We start from the raw sequence: 20,881 nt of genomic DNA, 5'->3' as shown, positions 1-20,881 counted from the left end.
GCCGTCTGATGTACGTCGGCGTGACGCGCGCGCAGCGTTCGCTGCACCTGAGCTACTGCGAGAAGCGCCGGCAAGGCCGGGAACTGATTCCCTGCCGGAGCTCGCGCTTCATCGACGAGCTGGGGCGTGCCGACCTGCGTTTTTCGGGTGGCGGCGAGCCCGGCCCGCCCGACCGCTCGCTCAGCGCCGAGCGCTTCGCCGGCCTGAAGGCTATCCTCAACAAGCAGGCCGGGTAAGTCGCTCCCGGCGCGCGCCGACGAGTTGCCGGGTCGCCAGGCGACCGATACTGCGCGGCTGCCCGGCGCGCTGCTTGCCGCGCCGGTGCCCTGCCTGCGCCTTACTTGGCGAGGCCGACCAGGTGTTCGACGGCGGCTTTCAGCTCGGCTTCGCTGAGGTCGGCACCGCCACCCTTCGGCGGCATGGCGCCCTTGCCGTTGGTGACGCTGGCGAGCAGCGCCGCCGCTCCGGTAGCGATGCGCGGCGCCCACGCCGCCTTGTCGCCCGCCTTCGGCGCTCCCGCTGCGCCGCTGGCGTGGCAGGCCATGCACACCGTCTGGTAGACGGTGGCGCCGTCACGTGGTGCACCGTCGGCTTTCGCCGGCGCGGCTTTGGCGAGTTCGAACCTGGCCACTGGCTGGATGCGCGCGTCGGCGTCGTCGCTGCTGCCGACCGCAGCGCTGCCCTTGCCGAGCTTTGCCAGCGGCCAGATGACGACGATCAGCAGAAGAGCGACGACGATGGTGATGAACAGGATCGCGCCTGAAGAGTGTTGTTTCTGAGCCATGCCAAGTCCTTGGTAGTCCGCGGGTTAAAGCGCCGATTGTACCGCCCTTTTGCGCCGCAAAAAAGGCCCGGATGGACTCCTCTGGACTCCCCGGAACAAACCGGTTAAGCTTCCGACCCGGTACGCGCCCGTAGCTCAGATGGATAGAGTACTGCCCTCCGAAGGCAGGGGTCGGACGTTCGAATCGTCTCGGGCGTGCCATGAATTTGACGACTTGGCCGAACGCGGTTTCAACTCCCGGCGTCGCTGTGCGGCCCCGACGCCATCCCCGTTTCAAATCGACCGGAAGCGATTGCCGGGAACGCGAGCTTGCGTCGATGACCGGTTTCACCTGGCCGTTGGCAGTGTGTTGTCGGCTGCACAGGTCGTCGCTACGGGAAAGGCGGTCGCGCGAGACCTGCTGTCTTGACCGGCAGTGTCGGAGGCTTACAATCGCGCTCGATGCCGCCGGCACGGTACTGCCTGCGCAAGAGGGCTGTCCGCCGGGAGCTGGCCGTCGGTTGGACCGGACACCTCGGACGCGGCAGGATAATTCTCTAGTTTTGTTCATCGACCGCACCCGATTAGCCGCAGAGGAGAAACGCCGTGTCGAGTTCCGCCTTCGCGCTGGCAGCATCGGCGCTTGCCCTGGTCTTGCTCAGCTTCGTGGTCGGAGCTCGGCTGCTCTACTGCCGAGTCCGGGAGATGCGCGGCAAGCGCATCCATCCGCAGGCTGCCGCCACTTCGCTGCAGGTCGCGGCGCGCCTGGAGGATGTCCGGGCGGCGGACAATTTTCGCAATCTCTTCGAGGTTCCGGTGCTGTTCTACGCGCTGGTGGCCACTGCCTTGGCCAGCGGGCACGTTCCCGCCTGGCTCGTCGTCGGCTGCTGGAGCTTTGTCGCCCTGCGCGTCGTGCACTCGGCCATCCATTGCACGTACAACAAGGTCTTTCACCGGCTGACTGCGTTCCTCGCCGGATTTGGCCTGATCGTCGTGCTTTGGGTCGCCTTCATTCTGTCCTTGCCGGCCAGGAATGCTGCCTGACGCGATGCCGCCGAATTGCTGCAGACGCCGCGCGTACCCTGGCCGGCTGGCGGGCGCGTGCGCTGGCTGATCTGGGCAGGCCGTTGCCGGTCGCAGCCCACCTCCGGCCGCCAGCCGCAGGAGCCCGCCAGCCGGCCAGGGCAGCGCGGCGGTGACCGCGTTTCACAGCGCCGAACACCGATGCGCAGCTTCGTTCTCGCCGCGATCACCGCCTACCAGCGCTTCGTGTCGCCGTACAAGGGCTTTTCCTGCGCTTACCGTCGTCATACCGGACGAGCAAGTTGTTCGGCGCTGGGCTGGCGGGCTGTCCGCCGCTATGGCGTGACCCTTGGCCTGGCTGTTCTCCGCCGACGGCTCAGCTTGTGCGGAATAGCTCACCGGCGCCATTGCCCGACGCCGGCGCGCCCTCACCGGGCGCAGCGCGGCGACTGCGACCTGGGCTGCGATCTGCCGTGCGATCTGGATTTTCGGCTGGGCAGCGGAAGAGCCTGTTCGACGCTCGGCGAGCTGGTCAGTTGCTGCGACTGTGGAAGTTGCGACTGGCCGGAGCGCAGGAAGAAGCGCACTCGCGAAGAGCAGTTCGTCCATCTGCCGCCTTGCCGCAACGACGAAAGGAGCGATCGCCGGTGAACATCGTGCCCTCCGCATCGGCTCAAACGCCGGCCGGCAGAGAACACCGTGCAGGCAGGCCGCGCCCTGGCCCCGGACGTCGTGGCGTTTCCTCCCTTGCCCCACATTCCACTTGACTGCCAACCACCGACAACGAATGCATATCGAATACCGCGACGACGCCCGGCTCGTCGTCGACAGCGCAATCGAGCTCTACAAGCGCTCGACGCTGGGAGAACGGCGGCCGATCGACCGGCCTGACATCTTCGCCGGCATGTTGAATAATGCCAGTCTGACGGTCACCGCCTGGGATGGCGAGAGTCTCGTCGGCATCGCACGCTGCCTCACCGATTTCACCTACGTTGCCTATCTGGCAGACCTCGCGGTTGATCGCGAATACCAGCGGCGAGGCATCGGCAAGCGTCTGATTCAGGAAACCAGAGATCGCCTGGGGCAGGAATGCATGATCGTTCTGCTGGCGGCACCGCTGGCCAACGAGTATTACCCAGGGCTGGGTTTCACACACAACCCGCGCGCATGGGTGCTGCGCGGCGGCGGCGTCGCGCCGGCAGCAACTGGCAGCGAATCGATCAGCAGTGATCTGCAGGCTGGCGCGGGTCAGCCTGCCAAGCTTACGCACAGGGAGGCGAAATGAAAGACTCGCTCAGGCCGGGAATCAAATTCGAGCACCGGTTCACGGTACCGGCATCGAAGACGGTTCCGGCGCTTTACCCGGAATCCGCGGAATTCGTCGCCATGCCCGGGGTGTTTGCCACCGGTTTCCTGGTCGGTCTGCTTGAGTGGGCCTGCATCAAGGCGATCAATCCGTACCTCGACTGGCCGCAGGAACAGACCGTGGGTACGCACATCGACGTCAGTCACGAGGCGGCCACGCCGCCCGGGCTCGAGGTCAGTGTGACGGTCGAGTTGCTTGCCGTTGAAGGAAAAAAGCTGGTCTTTGCGGTTGCCGCACACGATGGCCACGACCTGATCTCGCAAGGGCGGCACGAGCGCTTCATCATCAATCGCGAGAAGTTCGACGCCCGGCTGAGCGCCAAGGCGCCCGGCGGCTGAACGCCTGGCGGCCAGCGGATCGACGAGGAAGCTTCGCCTTGTACAGCGCCCGGTGATCGCCCAATGCGGCCCCGCGACCGGGTCGCGGCACGCGGCACGCCTTCGGACGCTGCCACCTGGTCAGGCGATGACCCGCCCGATTACAGGAAGCAGGCCGTGCCGTGAAGCATGGTGGCTTTCCGGCAACCAGCGCGTCTGACCGCCGGGGCGGGGAAGCGTGGCGCTGCTTCAGCGGGCGCGTGATTCGCCCCTGCTATCGTCGACCGCTGTCCAACGCAGCCCGGATCATCGGCATGTGGCGTCGGCTGTTCATGCATGCGACATACATTTCGCCATGCACGCTGAAATCGGCAAAGCGCAGGACCTGGATTGGCGTTTTCACGCCGACCGCAGCGGCGGCCGTGGCCGCGCTTTATTCGGCCGCGGTCAGCGGCATCTTCCTCAAGATCCATGCTGGCGGCCAGCGTGTTGGCCGGCGCTGACGGCGGCAGCGCACGTCCGGATGCTCCTGCCTGTCAGGCGATGAGCAGCGCCATTGCAAGAAGCAAGCCGTGCAATGAAGCAGCAAGAATGGTCAGCTTGATCGCCGGGGCGAGTTCGCTCGGACGGGTAGCGTTCGCCCACAGATTGCGCGTCGCCGCTGCGCTGGCCGCGATCGGCAGCAGCGAAAGCCAGGCGAAACGCGGCAGGACGCCAGCGAAGGCGAGAGCGGCGACCCAACCGTAAGCCAGCAGCACGATCAGCAGGTAGCCCCAGCGCGCCGCCGGTGCTCCGCAGCGAACGACCAGCGTGCGCTTGCCCACCTTGGCGTCGGCGCCGATGTCGGGAAACTGATTGATGTAGAGCACGCTGGCGACGAGCAGCGCGAAGCCGAGGCCGCCTGCCACCGGGACAAACGAGAAGGCATGGCGCTGCACGAAGTCGGTGCCGACGACGACCAGCAGCCAGGCTGAGGTAATCCCGAACTCACCCAGACCGCGGCTCTGCAGCCGGCATGGCGGCGCCGAGTAGGCCCAGCCGACAAGCAGTCCGGCCAGCCCGATCAACAGCAGGCGCGCGTCGCTGACCACGGTCAGCCACAAGCCGGCGAGGACGACGGCAAGGAGCAGCGCGTAGCCGAAGCGACCGGTTGCCGACGGCGACAGTACGCCGTTCTGGATCAGGCGGCTCCCCCCGGTAAAGGGGAAGACGCGCTCGGTATTTGCCGCGTCGCAACCCGAAAGGGCATCGTAGTAGTCGTTGATGACGTTGGCGCCGGCGTGCGCGACGAGTGCGAAGAGCAGCGTCACCGTGGCCACGGCTGGGTCAAGGCGGAGACCGCTGCCGGCGGCGCCGGCCAGGCCGAGCAGCACGCCGACGATGGTAACCGAAAGGAAAGCCGGTCGCGTCGCGGCAAAATAGCGCAGGACGGGATTTGCCAAGGCCTCCAGGCTGGGTTCGCGGGGGACGGGCATCGCGGCTTTCCTTTGTTGTTGTCGAGAAATCGGGTAATGCCACCGCTGTGTCGGCCGTACCCGGCGCACCCGCGGTTGACGGCATGCACGTCAGGCGGCGACAACGCCGCGGTGGTGATCGACCGCGATGGTAAAGCGCAAGCCGGAGTTTGTCTTGCGCCGATCTGCGCTCGGCGGGCGACGCCGGGCCTTCGCTGGCGCGAGCGGAAGTTGTCGTGCTCGAACGCCAGACCAGCCCTTGCCGAGCAAGGCGGCGGCTCGCGCAGGCAGACCCCATTCAGCCTGCCGGCAGATGTGCATCGAGCCAAAGATGCAATGGCGAATCGGGCGGCCAGTTGCGCAGCAGTCGCGCGCGGTCACGTCGCCAGGCGCGCCGGTAGGTCGCCGGGCTGCGGTGGTGAACAACTGCGTCGAGGTCGATCAGGGCGATCCGCGCACCGTCCCAGAGCAGGTTCATTGCCTTCAGGTCGCCGTGGCTGATGCGTTGCGCGTGCAGCCCGGCGAAGAGCGTGCGCAAGGCATTCGCCTCGGCCGTCGGCGGGTCGGCGAACGGCGACAGGTGCGTCTGCAGGTTGGGACCCGGAGAGAACTCGCTGATCAGCCAGGCGCGCCGCCGCAACGGGCCATAACGCTCTTCGATCAGGGCCAGCGGCGCCGGTGTATGGAAGCCGAGAAACTGCAGGCAATGCGCCGCGCGCCAGGAATGCCAGGCGCGGCTTGGCCGCCAGAGCCGGCTGCAGGCATGGGCAAAGCCCTTCAGGTTGTAGCGCTTGATCAAGACTTCTCCGTCGCCGAGTTGCACGCGGGCGACGGTGACCGTGCCGCCATCCTTGAGGATGGAGCCGCGCGCGAGGACACCGTCCGGGTCGGCCAGGACGGGCGCCAGGCGCTCGGCATGGCGGCGGACAACGGAGGAAAAGCGCCAGAAACTGCGCTCGACGGAAAACAGGCTGCACTCGCGCACGCTCTTGGCGAGAAAGTCCTTCAGCCGCCAGTTGCGCACGCCTTCGATCGCGCGCAGCAACGCCGGGGAAGGCGCGGGCCGGCGGTGAGCAGAATCGGCAAGGGACTCGCCAGCGGGATCGGCAGCCAGAGCGGCCGTGTGGGGCGCGCCGGCAGACGCGGCGTACGCCGGCAACAGCGTCTCCAGGTGCGCGTCCCAGGCGGGCGGCAACTGCGCCAGAAAGATTGCCAGATTGGCCACGGCGCGCGCCGCCGGCAGCGGCTGACCGGGGGTGATGACGCGCACGGCGTCGCCGTCGACCAGAAACAGCGCGTCGCCGCAGCGCAGGAAGTTACCGAAATGCAGGTCTTCCTGGGTCAATCCGGCGGCGTGCAGGCGACCGAGCAAGGCGAGCGCCGGAGTGAGCAAGGCCTGTGCGGCGGCGTCGCCGGCCGGCCGGTCGGCGACGCGCGCCCACGCCTCGGCGAGGCTCTCGGCCGCGGCAAGGAAGTCGGTCAGCAGCACGTGCCCGCCACCCGGCAATGGTGCCGCAGCGAGCAGCTCGGGCGTCGGCACGCCGGCCTGGCGCAGCGCCGCCAGACCGGCGCATTCCTGTTGCCAGTGCTGCTCGCTGCGCGCACCAAGAAAGACCTTGGCGAAGACGCGTCGGCCCCTCGCCTCGGCTTCACCGACCAGCCGCTTGCCAGGCAGAACGCGCAGCAGGCGGAGCATCGTGAGGCTGCCGCCGGAGTCCAGAAGGAGGCGGAACGGCAGCTCCGGTTGTCGCCCGGCGCGCGCCAGTGCGCTTGCTTCGCTCAATGCGGCCGGCGTCATCGGCCGGCCGACGAAAGGCGAGTGGTGGCGGGCAATGGATGGCGCATGCGTCGACTAGTCCCGGCCGGCAAAGAAATTGACGATCCTGCCGATCTGCTTGCGGTCGTCAGCGGTAAGCCGTGGGTGCTGCACGTAGTCGAGGTAGAAACGCAGTCGCTGGCTGCGCGACAGGTGCCGGCGGGCGAGCTTGTCGAGACAGGCGAGGTCCTTGACGATCCGATAATCGAGAATCGCGGCGCGATAATGGCTGCCGCTCGGGCAGTCAATCAGGTACACGGTCGGCTGGTCGCCGCCGTCGACCAGCAGGTTGCGCCATTTGAAGTCGTTATGCGCAAAGTTGGCGCGGTGCAGGCGGCGAGCGATATCGGCGATCTGGCGCGCTACGTGTCGCACCCAGCGCGCGTCGCGCAGGCGCGGATCGCCGGCGCGCGCCAATTGAGCAAGGTCGGTCGTCTGCGCAATCTCCTCGGTGATCAGCGCACCACGGATGAAGGCGCCGAAGTGACGCTCGAGGCCGAAAGCAACCAGCGTCGCCGTCGGTACGCCGAGCGCCCGGAAGGCCTGCAGATTGCGCCACTCGTTACGCACGCGCGGCGGACCGAGCCAGCGCCGCAGGCCGAACCAGCGGCGTTGCGGATTCTTGCCCGTGCCACTGTAGCGCTTGACGTAGTAGCGCTTGCCGGCAACCTCGACGCGCAGCACGCGGGCGAGCGAATCGGCCGCGATCGGCTCGCCGGAGAGGGCAAAGACGCGCTCGAGGTCGGCGAACATTTCGCCGCTTGCGCCCTGCGCGTAGTCCGGGTTCAGCCACCAGAACCTCATGTCATTTCTCCGCGGGCGACCTTGCGCACGAAGCGCGCCTGCAGGCGTTGCGCCTCGCGGCGCAGATGGGCGATCAGGCGCGCCTCGTCGCGCAGCACCTGGCGCAACGGGCGGGCAAAGTAGGCGACCAGGAAGCGGCAATAGTCGCTGCGGCTCAAGCCCAGGCCGAGCACCGAAAAGTAGAGCGCCGCCAGGTCCTTGTCACGCCAGCGCTGCGGGGTGTGCGGGCGAACCTGTGCCCGGTGCAGATCGATCAGCGAAAGGCGAAGCCGTTCGGGTGTCGGTGGCGGATCGAGGTGGAGCAGGAAATGGCAAAGATAGAAGTCGCGATGATTGACGCCAGCCTGATGCATGCGGCTGGCGATCTCGCCGACGCCGCGAATCAGCGCGCGCTTCAGGCGCAGATCCGGTGTCTGGCGCGGCCATTCGGCGCAATAGTCTTCCAGGCTGATGGTCGGTGCCAGTTCCTCGCTGACGATGAACGAGGCGCGGCGGGCAGGATCGTCGCCCCGCTGCGCGTAGGCAACGACGCGCAAGGTGTCGATGCCGGCGGCGCACAGGCGCTGGACGGCGCGCCATTCGTCTCCCGCGCCGAGCACCGGCCGGTGCAGGGAGACCAGATTCTTGACGATTTCCGGCCAGCCGACGCCGCGATGTATCTTGACGAAATAGCCCCGCCCGTCGACCTCGGTGCGCAAGGTGCGCCGCCCGGCGAGTTCGCGGAACACTTCGCCGCGCAGCGCCTCGACGGCAACAAAGGGGTCCTGCCCCGCCCACAGCGTGCGAAACGGTTCGGCGAGAAAGATCTCCGTCTGGTTCATCGCCGCGTGCCGAGAATGAGGTCGGCCGCCCGCTCGGCGTTGCTGTAGATGTCCGCGCGTTCAGCGTAGGCCAGGCCGGCGGCCGTCCAGCGCGCGCGCGCCGGCGCGTCAGCCAGCATGTCGGCGAGCGCCGCGTTCAACTCCGCCTGGCGGAAAGGTTCGCCGACGACGATTCCAGCACCCGCCTCGGCGACATGCGAGGCATAGCCGCAAACCGCTGTGGTCAGCACCGGGAGTCCGGCGACGACGGCTTCGAGCAGAACCGTGCCGGTATTCTCGTTGTACGCCGGATGAATCAACAGGTCGGCGCCGAGCAGGAAGCGGACGATGTCGCTGCGCCCGCGCAGGAGCTCGACGCGTTCGGCCAGGCCGAGCGTGCGCGCCAGGACGCGGAAAGGCCTGGCGTCGTCGTCACCGATGGCGAACAGACGGCAGCGGCTGCGCAGCGCATCCGGCAAGGCAGCCATCGCCTTCAGGCTGCGGTCCAGCCCCTTCGTCTTGAAACCCGAGCCGAGTTGCAGGAGCAAGAGATCGTCCGCGCGCAAGGCGAATTCGGCGCGGAAATCGGCGCGCAGCGCCGGTGCCTCGGGCGGCGCCCGCCGGTCGCGCGAAATTCCTGGTGGCAGCAGATGGAAGCGTTCGCTCGGCGTCGCGTAATGACGTTCGAACAAGGGCTGCTGGTGGGGCGAGAGGAGCAGGATCTCGGTGCTCGCGTCGGCCGCGAAAACCGCCCGCTCGTACGCGGCAAAGTGGCGGTAGCGCGCCGACAGGCGGTAGAGCGGACTGCGCAGCGTGCGCGCCTTGTCCTCGAAACACGGGTCAGCCGCGAAGTAGAGGTCAAGCCCCGGCATCTTGTTGAAACCGACGACGCGCTCGGCCGGATTGGCGGCCAGATGGGCGGACACCCAGGCGGTGAACCGGCGGTAGCGCGCCGGGTTGGTCAGCCCGCGCACGGGCACCCGGATCAGCGTGAAGCCGGGCGGAATGTCACCGCGCCATTCCAGCGTATAGACGCGCACCGCATGGCCGCGCGCCTGACAGGCCAGCGCAATGCGCAGAAAATCGCGCTGCAGGCCACCGAAGGGAAAGTACTTGTACAGGCAGAAAGCGATCCGCATCAGGTCGCCTCCTGCGCAGCGCGAGCTGCCGGGGTTGGCGCGCGATCGGCGCTCATCCGTCGCCCTTCTCGCTCAGCGCGCCCGGTGGCTGGCTGCTCCGACGCTGCTTGTAGCGGTTGTATCCCCACAGGTACTGCTGCGGACACTGGCGGATCAGATCCTCGATCTCGTGGTTGATCTGTTGCGCGCGCTCCTCGAGCGTACCGCGGATCGGCCGCCGCGGTTCCTGCAGCCGGAAGTGATAGCCCGCGCCACCCGGCAGCCTTTCGGCCCAGACCATGATCACCGTCGCCCCACTGTCGGCCAGGCGCGCCGCCAGCGTCATCGTGTAGGCCGGCTTGCCGAAGAAGTCGAGCCAGCGACCCTCGCCGGCGCGCGGCGCCTGATCGGGCAGCATGCCGACCGCTTCGCCGCGGCGCAGTGCCTTGAGCAGCGTGCGCACGCCGGCGAGGTCGGCGCTCGCCAGATGCAGTTGCTCACGCGCCCGACCCGCCTCGACCATCGCCTGCAGCCAGGCCTGCTTCGGCTGTCGGTAGAGCACGGTGATCGGCGCGCGCGTCGACAGATATTGCGCGGTCACCTCAAAGCAGCCCAGGTGCGGCGTCAGATAGAGAATCCCCTTGCCACGTCGCGTCGCCGCCTCGACCAGTTCCCAGCCGGAAACCCTGACCACGCGCGCCGCCGTCTCGGCGAGCGGACGCAGCCAGATGCGCGGCAGTTCGAGCATCTGCTTGCCGGCTTCGCCGATCGCTGCGGCGCGCAGACGCGCCGCCTCGCTGGCACCGAGCGCGAGCTGCATGTTCTCGCGCAGGTGCCGGCGGTAAGTCGGCGAGAACAGCCAGGCAAGCCAGCCGAAGCCGTACCCGAGCACGTGCAGCGCGGACAGCGGCAGGTAGCCGAGGAGACGAAAGACGATGCTCACAGCGGTTTCGGGGCAATGGCGGTAGATTGAGGGCGATCGGCGGGGCCGCGCGAGCGCCGGGCAGACGCAAGGTTTGACCGGCCGCACGAGGAAAAACTATAATTATCCATCCGCCGAGTTAATCAGGACAACTTGCAGGGCGGAGCGTCGCAGAAGCGGCCGTAAAATACTGCTAAAGCGTCGTCTGCTCGAACCCCGGAGCCGGCAACGCCGCCGTTTCGGGGTTTTCCATTTTGGAGCAGATGCAGCATGAGCAAGGAGTACCTCTTTACCTCGGAATCGGTTTCCGAAGGCCATCCGGACAAGGTCGCCGACCAGATTTCCGATGCCATCCTCGACGCCATCCTGGCCGACGATCCACCCGCGCGAGTTGCCTGCGAGACGCTGGTGTCCACCGGCCTGGTCGTCATTTCGGGCGAGATCACGACCAAGGCGCACATCAACTACCGCGAGATCGCCCAGGACGCGGTCCGCCGCATCGGCTACAACAATTCGGATATCGGTTTCGACTACAAGAGCTGCGCCATCCTGACGGCGATCAACCGCCAGTCGCCCGACATCGCACAAGGCGTCAATGAGGGTCAGGGGCTGGACCTCGACCAGGGCGCCGGCGACCAGGGTCTGATGTTCGGCTATGCCTGCAACGAAACGCCGTCGCTGATGCCGCTGCCCATCCACTACGCGCATCGCATCATGCAGCGCCAGGCTGAAGTGCGGCGCGACGGCAGACTGCCGTGGCTGCGCCCGGATGCCAAGAGTCAGCTCACCGTGCGCTACGTGGACGGCAAGCCGACTTCGATCGACACCGTCGTCGTGTCGACGCAGCACGATCCGGAAGTCCCGCACGCGCAGATCAGCGAGGCGGTGATCGAGGAGATCATCAAGCCGGTCGTCCCGAAAGGTCTGCTCAATGCCGGCACACGCTTTCTCGTCAACCCGACCGGGCGCTTCGTCGTTGGCGGGCCGCACGGCGACTGCGGTCTGACCGGGCGCAAGATCATCGTCGATACCTACGGTGGCGCTGCCCGCCACGGCGGTGGCGCTTTCTCGGGCAAGGACCCGTCCAAGGTCGACCGTTCGGCCGCCTATGCGGCACGCTACGTCGCCAAGAACGTCGTCGCCGCCGGCCTCGCCGACCGCTGCGAGGTGCAGGTCGCCTACGCGATCGGCGTCGCCCGGCCGGTTTCGCTGATGGTCAATACCTTTGGCACCGGCAAGCTGAGCGACGATGCGATCGCCAGCCTGATCGAACGGCATTTCGACCTGCGGCCAAAGGGAATCATCCAGTCGCTCGATCTGCTCCGCCCGATTTATCGCAAGACGGCGGCTTACGGGCACTTCGGGCGCGACGAACCCGAGTTCACCTGGGAGGCGATCGACAAGGCGGCAGCGCTGAGCGCCGAATCCGGAATCTAGTATCCAGTCGTCCATCCGTCGGCGCAGGCAATGCGCCGACGGCGTCTCCGACCGTCCATGGCAGCGACCCCTCAGCTCATCCCGGGAGATCACCATGCTCAAGCGAATCAGCGTCGACCAGCTTGCCCTTGGCATGCATATCAAGGAGTTCTGCGGTTCGTGGATGGAGCATCCATTCTGGCGCTCGGCCTTTGTTCTGAATGATCCGGCCGACCTGCAGGCAATCCGCACGAGCAGCATCAAGGAAGTCTGGATAGACTGCAGCAAGGGGATCGACGTCGCGCCCGAGGCAAAGGTCGTTTCGCTGGCCGAATCGGAAGCGCAGGTCGAGGCCGAACTCGCCGCGCTCGCCCGCACGACGCGCGACCTTCGGCGAGTCCCCGCGGCGACCGAATTCAACCGTGCCGCACGCATTGTTGCCCGCTCGCGCCAGGCGGTCACTTCAATGTTCGAGGAGGCACGCCTTGGTCGAGCGGTCGATACGGTGGGCGCGCAACGCCTGGTCGAGGAGATTTCCGATTCGGTAACGCGCAACCCGGGCGCGCTGATCAGCCTGGCGCGTCTGAAGACTGCCGACGACTATACCTACATGCACTCGGTCGCCGTCTGCGCGCTGATGGTCGCCCTGGCCAGGCAGTTGGGCATCGCGCCAGAAGAGACGCGTTCGATCGGTATCGCCGGACTGCTGCACGACCTGGGCAAGGCGCAGATGCCGAGCGAAGTGCTGAACAAGCCGGGCAAGCTGACCGACGCCGAGTTCGCGATCATCAAATCGCACCCGGAGGCCGGTTATCGGATGCTGTGCGAGGGTGCCGCCGTCGATTCGATCGCGCTCGATGTCGTTCTCCACCATCATGAGAAGGTCGACGGATCGGGTTATCCGGAACGTCTGCAGGGCGATGCCATCAGCCTCCACGCCAAGATGGGCGCGGTCTGCGACGTCTATGACGCGATCACCTCGAACCGGCCGTACAAGGCTGGCTGGGACCCGGCCGAATCGCTGCGCAAGATGGCCGAATGGAGCAAGGGACACTTCGACCCGACCGTCTTTCAGGCGTTCGTCAAGGCGATCGGCATTTACCCGATCGGCTCGCTGGTGCGCCTGAGCTGCGGCCGCCTGGCAGTGGTCGTCGAGCAGAGCGAGCACTCGCTGCTCAGCCCGCGCGTCAAGGTCTTCTTCTCGACGCGCGCGAACGCGCGCATCGCGCCGGAGGTGATCGACCTGGCGCGGCCCGGTTTGTCGAGCAAGATCGTCAACCGGGAAGACCCGGCAAAGTGGAACTTCCCCGATCTGCAGGAGATCTGGTCGGCTCCCACGTAGGGCCTGGCCGAGTGCACGCGGCTGGGCGCTCGTCGCCGATCGGCCGGCGTCCGATCATGCGCTCCGATCTTGCGCCGCGCCATTCGCCCCCCAGGCGCTTACCGTCGCACGTGCCGCCGGATGGATGCGTTCGAGCAGCGTGCGCGCCATCGTGCTCAGCAAGGGCTGCAGGCGCCGCGCAAGCGCCTCGCCGCTCAACGTGTCGCGTCCGGTACACGCGGCGAGCAGCGCCGAGCGCTGGAGCAGGACGAGTTCGTCGACCAGGGGCGGCCAGAACGCCGGATACTCGGCTTCGCGCCATTCGCCGCGCCCGCGCCCGTAGTGCGCGACGGCCAGATAGCGCAGGAGCAGACTGCCGGCCAGCGCGCTCAGGAAAGCGTCGTCCCAGCGCAGGCTGGCGCCGAGGCGGCCACGTGCGATATTGACCCCGCGCGCCAGGCCGGCGGCACTCAGCGCGCCGAGCACGGCGCCAGTAAGCATCCCGCCGCCCAGAGTCAACCCGCCGGCCGCCAGATCGGCGCCAAGGCCGCCCAGCGCGCCGGAGACGGCGCCGCCAAGCAGCGCCGCGGTCGACTCATTGACCGGCGCCTGACGCTGCACCGTGCGTGCCAGACGCTCGCGCAGGTCGGCGCTCGCCTGACCGGCGAGCTGATGGATCGCGATCAGGCGATCGAGCGTCGCCAGCAGATCGGCGTCGAGCCGCGCGCCGAGCGCCGCCAGCGCGCGCGCCTGCTCGTCGTCGGCAGCCGCCCGGCCGACGCCGATGGCTCGTCCGAGGTCGCGCAGAGCGCCCTTCAGGCGTCCCTCGCTGAGCCCTTCGCTGTCGCTGACGGCGCGCGCCAGACTGGCCGCGAGCACTGCCATCGCCTCGGCAAACTGCGCTTCACGACGCGCGCGCCAGGCATTGGCGAGGCGCCCGACGGCGGCCTGGCGTTCGCCGCTCAGCACCTTGCCGACCTCGCCGAGAAGCACTCCCTCCTGCACCCAGCAACGGGTAAACGCATCCAGCGTCAACAGCGAGCGCACCTGGCTCCGCCCGGCCAGCGCCTGGCGCCAGCAAGCCTCCTCGGCCGCCTCGTCGGCCGGCGGACGCGGCGCGCCGGTCTGATTGAGGAGGACGATCACCGGCCGCCCGATCCACTCCAGGATGTCCATTTCCGGGTCCAGGTAGCCGGCATCGCTCGGCGCCTCGGCGGCATTGACCAGGTAGAGGACGACATCCGCCTGCTCGCGCACGTTGCGTACCGCCAACTGCGACAGCCAGAAGGCAGGATCGCGAAAGCGATCCCAGACCTGGCTGAGGAACCAGCCAATTGGATTGCCCTGCTGGCGCAGGCGCCGCGCCAGACGGGCGCTGTCGCCGAAACCGGGCGTATCCCAGAGGAGCAGGGCGTCGCCGGCCGGCGTTTCGATCAGCGTGTGCGCGCTCGCCTCGCGCGTCACGTGCGGCGCGTCGCGCACCTCGCCGACCTCGCGCCCGAGCAGCGTCCGGGCGAGCGTCGTCTTGCCGGCGTTGGTGTGCGAGATCAACGACAACGCAATCGTCTCACCACCGCTCATCGCAGCGCCTCCGGCAGCGCGTCGATCGCCGCCTGCACGGCGGCCAGGTCGGGTTGCGCGAGATCGACGAAGACCGGCGTCAGGCCGAACTCGGCCAACCCCGCCTGCCACGCGGCGCGGCGTTCGACCAGCCGCCGGTCGGCGACGCCGAAACGAGCCCGCCACGGTGCCTCGTCGACCACGGCGAGCAGCGGTGCGCCCGCCAGACACGCGCGCAGAGCGCCGAGGAAAGCCCCTTGCGCTTCGCGCTCGGGCGTCGCCGCCAGATTGAACAGCGCGCAAGCCGGCGTGCCGCCCGCCGGCCGGCTGGCTGCCGGCAAGGCATCTTCGTCGCCGTAGCCGACCGGCGCCAGGCACGCGAGCAGCGGGCTGCCGGCAAAGACGCGCGCCGCCACCTTGTGCAGCCCCTCGAGCGCCGCCGCCGACGGGTGGTAGCTGTAGGGAATCACGCTCAGACATGGCGGAGCCGACTGATAGCCGCGCAGCAGCGCCTGGAAATACGGCGCTGAGAAATCGGCAACGAGCCGCCCCACCTGCTGCCGCTCGCTGAAATGGCTCAGCGCAGCGAGCAGCAAGCGCGGCAGGACGACCACGCTGAGCAGCGTGGCCGCGAGCAGGTGCAGCCAGGGCGCCGCATTGACGCCAGCCGACCCCGGCGTAAAGCGCAGCGGCGCCAGCTCGGGTAGCGTCTGACCGGTCAGCCACAAGCCCGGCGCAAACAGCCAGGCGAGCAGCGCATGTACCGCTGGCGGCGAAAGGAAGGTGCTTTCCCAACCGGCGCGATATTCGAAGGCGATGCCGCGCAGGTAAAACCCGGCAATGATGCCGAGCGCAAAGAGCGCCGCTGCACAGTGCAGCAGGCGAGCCGCACGCGCCGCGTAGAGCGGGGCGGCGGCGCGACTCCAGTCGGCGAGCAACGGGCTCAGCGCGCTGTCCACCAGCGCCCCGGCGCGCGGCGGCCAGCGCCAGGCAGTGCCGGCGGCGACGAGCACGAGCAGACGGCGGACCAGCGCGCTCGCCGGCAACGGCGCCGCCTGCCGCGCGTCGTCCGGCGCAGGCGCCGAGTCGAGCGCGACTTTCTCCGCCCCCACCCTCGGCGACGCCGCGGGTAGCCCTCGCGGGCGCTTGCTCAGGCGCAGCAGAAGGCTGGCGAACAGCCAGAAATAGACGACCAGGTTCCACGCCAGCAAGCCGAGAACGGGTAGCGCAAGCAGGTTGATTCGCTGTTCGGAACCGATCCGTTCGAGCGCCAGGCCGGCGGCCAGCGCGACCAGCAGCAGGCCACCGCCAATCGCCGGACGCCAGTGCAGACGCTCGACCGCACGCACGAAAGCCGCCTCGCGACTGGCCAGGCGCTGCCACGCCAGGCGCGCACGCTGGGCGACGAAGTGCGCCGGGCTGGCGCCTTCGCCGACCACTTCGGCGGCGGCGCGACTCGCCCACGCACGGTCTTCGTCGGTCCACGTGCGGCGCTCGCGGTCGGCGGTCTCCACCGCGCGAACGGCCAGGGTCAGCAAGGCTGCGCGCTCGTCCATCGGCCAAGGATATCAAATAAGCTTGCGCGCCGGCAGGGAGACTGGCGGGTGAGCGGCAAGCCGGACAAGGCGTTGGGCGAGCCCGGCAAAGCGCCGGCGATGCGCGCACTTTGACCGGAATCAAGCGCGCGTGAGCACGCATGACTATACTGCTCGACTCACCGGACGAGGTTTGATGTCGTGCAACGCAAAGTCCCCCAGCTCATTTGTCCTGCCGGTAGCCTGCCGGCCCTCAAGGCGGCCGTCGACCACGGCGCAGACGCGGTCTATCTCGGCTATCGCAACGATACCAACGCGCGCAACTTCGCCGGCCTGAATTTCGATGAGAAGGCGATGCGCGAAGGCATCCGCTACGCGCAGTCGCGCCGACGCGGCGTGCTGATGGCGATCAATACCTTTGCCCAGCCCGGACGCTTTGCCGACTGGCAGCGCGCCGTCGACGGAGCCGCCGAACTCGGCGTTGATGCGGTCATTCTGGCCGACATCGGTGTGCTCGCCTACGCGCACCAGCGGCATCCCGAATTACGCCTGCATCTCTCGGTGCAGGGGTCGGCAACGAGCTACGAAGCGGTCAATTTCGTGCAGCGCGAATTCGGCGTGCAGCGCGCCGTCCTGCCGCGCGTGCTGACGCTGGCCCAGGTCGAAACGGTGATCCGCAATACATCGGTCGAAATCGAGGTGTTCGCCTTTGGCAGCCTGTGCGTGATGAACGAAGGCCGCTGCTGGCTCTCGTCGTACGCCACCGGGGAATCACCGAATACCGTCGGCGCGTGTTCGCCGGCCAGGTACGTGCAGTGGGAACGCTCGCCCGGGCAGATGGCGACACGCCTGAACGGCATCCTGATCGACCGCTTCGGCAACGACGAAGCGGCGGGCTATCCGACGCTGTGCAAAGGTCGATTCGAGGTCGGCGGCGAGGTCTATTACGCGCTCGAAGAGCCGACCAGCCTCAACGTGCTGGAAATTCTCCCGGCGATCGCCGACATCGGCGTCGCTGCGATCAAAGTCGAGGGTCGCCAGCGCAGCCCGATCTACGTCGCGCAGGTCACCCGCACCTTGCGTGCGGCGCTTGACGAACTGGCGCGCGACCGGCAGCACTTCAGCGTGAAGCCCGCCTGGCAGAGCGAGCTGGCGAAGCTGTCCGAAGGCCATCAGGTCACCCTCGGCGCGTACAACCGGCCGTGGCGATAGCCGGCGAAGAACGATGCGACTGGCGCTTGGACCCCTGCTCTTTTTCTGGCCGAAGGCCGAGGTTTTCGCTTTCTATGCTGAAATGGCGGCAAACCCGGCGATCGATATCGTTGCCCTGGGCGAAGTCGTCTGCTCCCGCCGACAACAGATTCGCGTTGCCGACTGGCTGGCACTGGCGCGCGATCTGAGCGCAGCCGGCAAGGAGGTCGTCGTTTCGGCGCAGGCCCTGCTCGAGTCGGAAAGCGATCTGCGCGCCTTGCGGCGAATCGCCGACGAAGTGTCCGACATCGCCAATTGCCGACTCGAAGCGAACGATCTGAGCGCGGTCGGCATCGCCGCCGGCCGGCCTTTCGTCGGCGGACCGCATCTGAACATCTACAACGAGACGACGCTCGCCACCTTTGCCCGCTACGGGCTGCAACGCTGGGTGCCGCCACTCGAGGGTGATCGCCGGCTGGTCGAAACGCTGCACCGGAGCCGGCCGCCCGGCGTGGCGACCGAGGTCTTCGTCTTCGGCAAGCTGCCGCTGGCTTTTTCGGCGCGCTGTTTCACTGCGCGCCATTACGGTCTGAACAAGGACGACTGTCAGTTCAAGTGCCTCGATCATGCGGATGGACTTACCGTGCGAACGCGCGAGGGCCAGCCGTTTCTCACCCTCAACGGCATCCAGACGATGTCGGCGCAGACGCTCAATCTGCTCGGCGTAGTTCCCGAGATGCTGCGCATGGGAATCGAAGTCGTGCGCATCAGCCCGCAGGCGCACGCGATGGACGAAATCATCGCCGCTTTCGACGCCGCTCGCCGCGGGCAAGCCGTCGATCCCGAGACGACGGCGTGGGCGACAACGCCAATGGTAGACGGCTACTGGTTTGGCCAGGCCGGCATCGTCCGCCAGCACCCGGTGCCGGACGCAACACCGCAAGGAAATCCGCAATGAATCAGACTTTCACCATCCCACGCTTTCGCCTGCCCGGGCTGGTCGCTGCGCTCGGCGTCCACTTGCCGCAGTGGCCACATTCGCTCGCCCTGGCCAGCGCGCTCAACCTTGCCGCGCTCGCCGGCCTGCTGCCGAAGGAGAGCCTGGCGCAGCTCGAAGGGCGCAGTTTCCTCGTCGAAGTACTCGACGCCGGCGGGCAGGCTTGCTTCGCCTGCCGCGGCGGCCGCTTTCGTCCGCTGCTGACCGTTCCAGCGAAACCCGACCTCACTTTCCGGGCCAATCTTTCGGCATTCCTGCAGTTGCTCGCGCGCCAGGAAGATCCCGACACGCTGTTCTTCAACCGCGAGTTGTCGATCGTCGGCGATACCGAGCTGGGGCTCTTGATCAAGAACATGCTCGACGCGATCGACTGGCCACGCCTGCCGCTCGCCGGCCGCTGATCACTTGCCGCGCAGTCGTCACCGCCAGATCGGACCGCGTGCGCAGGCCAGGAAGCGTCGCGTTGCGATGGCGGCCGCTCGCTGCACCTGCGACCGGCGACGCTGCCCGCGGTCCGGGCGGAATCCCTTCCTACAGACTTGTCATCTGCCCAACGGTATCCTTGAGGTGGGCAACCGCGGCCGACTGCTTCTCGGTGGCGGTCGCCGCTTCCTGAATGATGCTGCGGATCGAGGCGATTTCGTTCATCACGCTGGCCAGCGAACCTGCTGCCTGGGCAAAGGCGTCGCGCGTAGCCTGCGCTTTGGCCTCGGCGGCATTGATCTGACGCGAGTTGACCTCTATCAGCGATTGCACCTCATTGACCGTGCGTGATGCCTCTTCAGTCGCCCGGGCTGTGCGCTCCGACAGCTTGCGCACCTCGTCGGCGACGACGGCAAAACCGCGCCCGGTCTCGCCAGCGCGCGCCGCTTCGATCGCTGCGTTCAACGCCAGCAGATTGGTCTGATCGGCAATCTCCTTGATCGTCGAGGTAATGCTGCTGATCGTCTTTGACTTGTCGAGCAGATTCCCCAGCCGGCTGTTGGTCTCGGAAGTAATCCCGGACAGGTCCTGAATTTGCCGATTGGCTGCCTCGACAATGTCCACCGTCGATCGCGTTTCGCTCAGGATGCCGTCAGTCAACCGAGAGACTTGCAGGCTCTGCTGGGCCGTCTCCTGGATCGCGGAAGCGGTATCCACCAAGCTGCTGGAAACGGACAGCACGCGCTGGTGCAGCGTTTCGCGTTGGCTCTGTGCCGCCTTGGCCAGTTCGAACTTGTGCGTCACATCCGCGGCAAACTTGATCACGCAACTGACCTTGCTCTGGCTGTCGAGAATCGGATTGTAGGTCGCCTCCAGATAGACTGACTTGCCTTGCGAAGTCAGCCGTTCGAACTCGCCCGCAACGAACTCGCCTGCGGCGAGCTTGCTCCAGAACTGCCGATACTCGGGGCTGGCAGCGTATTCCGCCGTGCAGAACATGCGGTGATGCTTGCCGACGATCTCCTCGCGCCGGTAACCCATTGCCTTCAGGAACAGATCATTGGCATCGATGATCATGCCATCCGTGGTAAAGCGGATGCTGGCCATCGACTTGTTGAGCGCCGCGATGATGCCCTTGGCTTCCTGCAGCTCCCTTCGGACGCTTTCCAACTCCTGCTTGATCCGGCTATCAAACATCCCATATCTCCTTGACGATGCCTCTGCAATGGGGACGAACCCTTGTCCCGGTGGTAGATCCTGGTCCTGCCAGCCAGGCCGATGCCGGTTTCCCGTACGTGCACCCGATATCCTCTGGCTTGACACCATGGCCAACGGCCCCCCGCTCCTGCGGCAACCAGCAAAAAAAAAGGCGCGCAGGAGGCGACCTCGGGCCCGACATTTCTAACAGCGGCGAAGAATCGCCAAACTTGATCGATTGCGCGTGTCTTGACGCAAACCGTAGCTTGCGCTGCTGGCTGCACGGCGCTCGCAGGCGCCTCGTTGTCGACTGCGCCGATCTCGTGCGTAGCGCTGGCGATCGAACAGCGCCCGGTGCGTGAACCCCGAACGGACCTGTTTTCTTGCTACCGAGCGCGCTCGGTGATCAACGTAATCGCGCGCGCGAACTCGCCCTGGTGCTACAGGTAACTGGCCTTGAACCTGAATTCCTCGGTTAGCCCATCCCGGCAGCCAGCCCGGGGGAGCCAGCGTGGTGTGGCGACCGCTGGCGCCGAGGGCTGGCAGCGCTCGTCGGCCATGGAACTGGATTGATGCGGCGCGGCGTTTGAAAGTTGATACGCCGAACTGAGCAGATCGGCGAATTTCTTGTCGCACCGATGATCAGGCACGACGTGCAAGCGGCCATCGAAGGCTTCAGGAACAACGATTGCGTCTGCGCAAAATTGCAGCGTAAGTCGATCGCGCAAGTATGGCCTTCACGGTCAGTGCTTATCCTGTCCGATCAGAAGATCTGGTTGCCGAGATCGCGCACGAGTTGCATGGCGTCGATGTCGGGCACTTCGAACTGTACGTCGTCGAGCGAGACCTCGAAAGGCT

The 20,881-nt window shown here is 67.0% G+C and carries 19 protein-coding genes, 1 tRNA gene and 1 pseudogene; 11 read left to right on the top strand and 10 right to left on the bottom strand.

What is annotated here, in order from left to right; translation table 11 throughout:
- Positions 1-236, top strand: a pseudogene (locus RKP46_RS13510) (ATP-dependent DNA helicase Rep); the annotation flags it as partial.
- A gap of 101 nt (positions 237-337) precedes the next feature.
- Here RKP46_RS13510 and RKP46_RS13505 read toward each other — a convergent pair.
- Positions 338-784 (bottom strand): c-type cytochrome, encoded by a 447-nt coding sequence (locus RKP46_RS13505; protein WP_311107119.1) that lies wholly within the window; start codon positions 782-784, stop codon positions 338-340.
- Between the two features lie 124 nt (positions 785-908).
- Here RKP46_RS13505 and RKP46_RS13500 point away from each other — a divergent pair.
- The 5 genes from RKP46_RS13500 to RKP46_RS13480 all read left to right on the top strand — a co-directional run bounded on the left by RKP46_RS13500 (position 909) and on the right by RKP46_RS13480 (position 3,490).
- Positions 909-985: transfer RNA gene (locus RKP46_RS13500), tRNA-Arg, on the top strand.
- 384 nt (positions 986-1,369) lie between these two features.
- A complete protein-coding gene (locus RKP46_RS13495) occupies positions 1,370-1,807 on the top strand; it encodes an MAPEG family protein (protein ID WP_311107118.1) in 438 nt (145 codons plus the stop codon).
- A 180-nt stretch (positions 1,808-1,987) separates the two neighbouring features.
- Positions 1,988-2,437, top strand: a complete 450-nt coding sequence (gene yidD / locus RKP46_RS13490; protein WP_311107117.1) for a membrane protein insertion efficiency factor YidD — start codon at positions 1,988-1,990, stop codon at positions 2,435-2,437.
- Between the two features lie 136 nt (positions 2,438-2,573).
- A complete protein-coding gene (locus RKP46_RS13485; RefSeq protein ID WP_311107116.1) occupies positions 2,574-3,071 on the top strand; it encodes a GNAT family N-acetyltransferase in 498 nt (165 codons plus the stop codon).
- A complete protein-coding gene (locus tag RKP46_RS13480) occupies positions 3,068-3,490 on the top strand; it encodes a thioesterase family protein (RefSeq protein ID WP_311107115.1) in 423 nt (140 codons plus the stop codon). The genes RKP46_RS13485 and RKP46_RS13480 overlap by 4 nt, the downstream gene beginning before the upstream one ends.
- Before the next feature lie 515 nt (positions 3,491-4,005).
- On the opposite strand, the gene RKP46_RS13475 is transcribed toward RKP46_RS13480, so the two are convergent.
- The 6 genes from RKP46_RS13475 to RKP46_RS13450 form a co-directional block, all read right to left on the bottom strand.
- Positions 4,006-4,944, bottom strand: coding sequence for a prenyltransferase (locus tag RKP46_RS13475; protein ID WP_311107114.1), 939 nt, complete (start codon positions 4,942-4,944; stop codon positions 4,006-4,008).
- Positions 4,945-5,221: 277 nt separating this feature from the next.
- Positions 5,222-6,721 carry a lipopolysaccharide kinase InaA family protein gene (locus RKP46_RS13470; RefSeq protein WP_311107113.1) on the bottom strand — a complete coding sequence of 500 codons (1,500 nt, stop codon included), beginning with the start codon at positions 6,719-6,721 and terminating at the stop codon, positions 5,222-5,224.
- 54 nt (positions 6,722-6,775) lie between these two features.
- A complete protein-coding gene (locus RKP46_RS13465; RefSeq protein WP_311107112.1) occupies positions 6,776-7,543 on the bottom strand; it encodes a lipopolysaccharide kinase InaA family protein in 768 nt (255 codons plus the stop codon).
- The gene (rfaP, locus tag RKP46_RS13460) at positions 7,540-8,364 is read right to left on the bottom strand and encodes a lipopolysaccharide core heptose(I) kinase RfaP (protein WP_311107111.1); all 825 of its coding nucleotides are present in this window, start codon (positions 8,362-8,364) and stop codon (positions 7,540-7,542) included. Before rfaP ends, RKP46_RS13465 begins: the two co-directional genes overlap by 4 nt.
- Complete coding sequence (locus RKP46_RS13455; RefSeq protein WP_311107110.1) at positions 8,361-9,482, bottom strand: glycosyltransferase family 4 protein; 1,122 nt, start codon at positions 9,480-9,482, stop codon at positions 8,361-8,363. The genes rfaP and RKP46_RS13455 overlap by 4 nt, the downstream gene beginning before the upstream one ends.
- 52 nt (positions 9,483-9,534) lie before the next feature.
- On the bottom strand, positions 9,535-10,404 hold the full coding sequence (locus RKP46_RS13450) for a lysophospholipid acyltransferase family protein (protein WP_311107109.1): 870 nt from the start codon (positions 10,402-10,404) through the stop codon (positions 9,535-9,537).
- Between the two features lie 249 nt (positions 10,405-10,653).
- Between RKP46_RS13450 and metK the strand changes: the two genes are divergently transcribed.
- Complete coding sequence (gene metK, locus RKP46_RS13445) at positions 10,654-11,820, top strand: methionine adenosyltransferase (RefSeq protein ID WP_311107108.1); 1,167 nt, start codon at positions 10,654-10,656, stop codon at positions 11,818-11,820.
- A 94-nt stretch (positions 11,821-11,914) separates the two neighbouring features.
- The gene (locus RKP46_RS13440) at positions 11,915-13,141 is read left to right on the top strand and encodes an HD-GYP domain-containing protein (RefSeq protein ID WP_311107107.1); all 1,227 of its coding nucleotides are present in this window, start codon (positions 11,915-11,917) and stop codon (positions 13,139-13,141) included.
- Positions 13,142-13,195: 54 nt separating this feature from the next.
- On the opposite strand, the gene RKP46_RS13435 is transcribed toward RKP46_RS13440, so the two are convergent.
- On the bottom strand, positions 13,196-14,701 hold the full coding sequence (locus RKP46_RS13435) for a GTPase domain-containing protein (protein ID WP_311107106.1): 1,506 nt from the start codon (positions 14,699-14,701) through the stop codon (positions 13,196-13,198).
- A complete protein-coding gene (locus RKP46_RS13430; RefSeq protein WP_311107105.1) occupies positions 14,698-16,236 on the bottom strand; it encodes a DUF2868 domain-containing protein in 1,539 nt (512 codons plus the stop codon). Before RKP46_RS13430 ends, RKP46_RS13435 begins: the two co-directional genes overlap by 4 nt.
- Positions 16,237-16,416: 180 nt before the next feature.
- On the opposite strand from RKP46_RS13430, the gene RKP46_RS13425 reads away from it, so the two are divergent.
- From RKP46_RS13425 to RKP46_RS13415, 3 genes are read left to right on the top strand one after another with little or no spacing between them, the layout of a single operon-like run.
- Positions 16,417-17,427: a peptidase U32 family protein gene (locus RKP46_RS13425; RefSeq protein ID WP_311107104.1), complete on the top strand. Its 1,011-nt coding sequence runs from the start codon at positions 16,417-16,419 to the stop codon at positions 17,425-17,427.
- Positions 17,428-17,440: 13 nt separating this feature from the next.
- Positions 17,441-18,364: a U32 family peptidase gene (locus RKP46_RS13420; RefSeq protein WP_311107103.1), complete on the top strand. Its 924-nt coding sequence runs from the start codon at positions 17,441-17,443 to the stop codon at positions 18,362-18,364.
- Positions 18,361-18,804 (top strand): SCP2 sterol-binding domain-containing protein, encoded by a 444-nt coding sequence (locus RKP46_RS13415; RefSeq protein ID WP_311107102.1) that lies wholly within the window; start codon positions 18,361-18,363, stop codon positions 18,802-18,804. Before RKP46_RS13420 ends, RKP46_RS13415 begins: the two co-directional genes overlap by 4 nt.
- Before the next feature lie 130 nt (positions 18,805-18,934).
- Here the strand turns inward: RKP46_RS13415 and RKP46_RS13410 are convergent, their stop codons facing one another.
- Complete coding sequence (locus tag RKP46_RS13410) at positions 18,935-20,023, bottom strand: methyl-accepting chemotaxis protein (protein ID WP_311107101.1); 1,089 nt, start codon at positions 20,021-20,023, stop codon at positions 18,935-18,937.
- Positions 20,024-20,881: the final 858 nt, after the last annotated feature.

It is taken from the genome of Accumulibacter sp., from assembly GCF_031732815.1.
In the GTDB taxonomy this organism is placed as follows: Bacteria; Pseudomonadota; Gammaproteobacteria; order Burkholderiales; family Rhodocyclaceae; genus Accumulibacter.
Note: the sequence above shows the minus strand (reverse complement) of the source record. Positions and strands in the feature narration are given on the sequence as shown.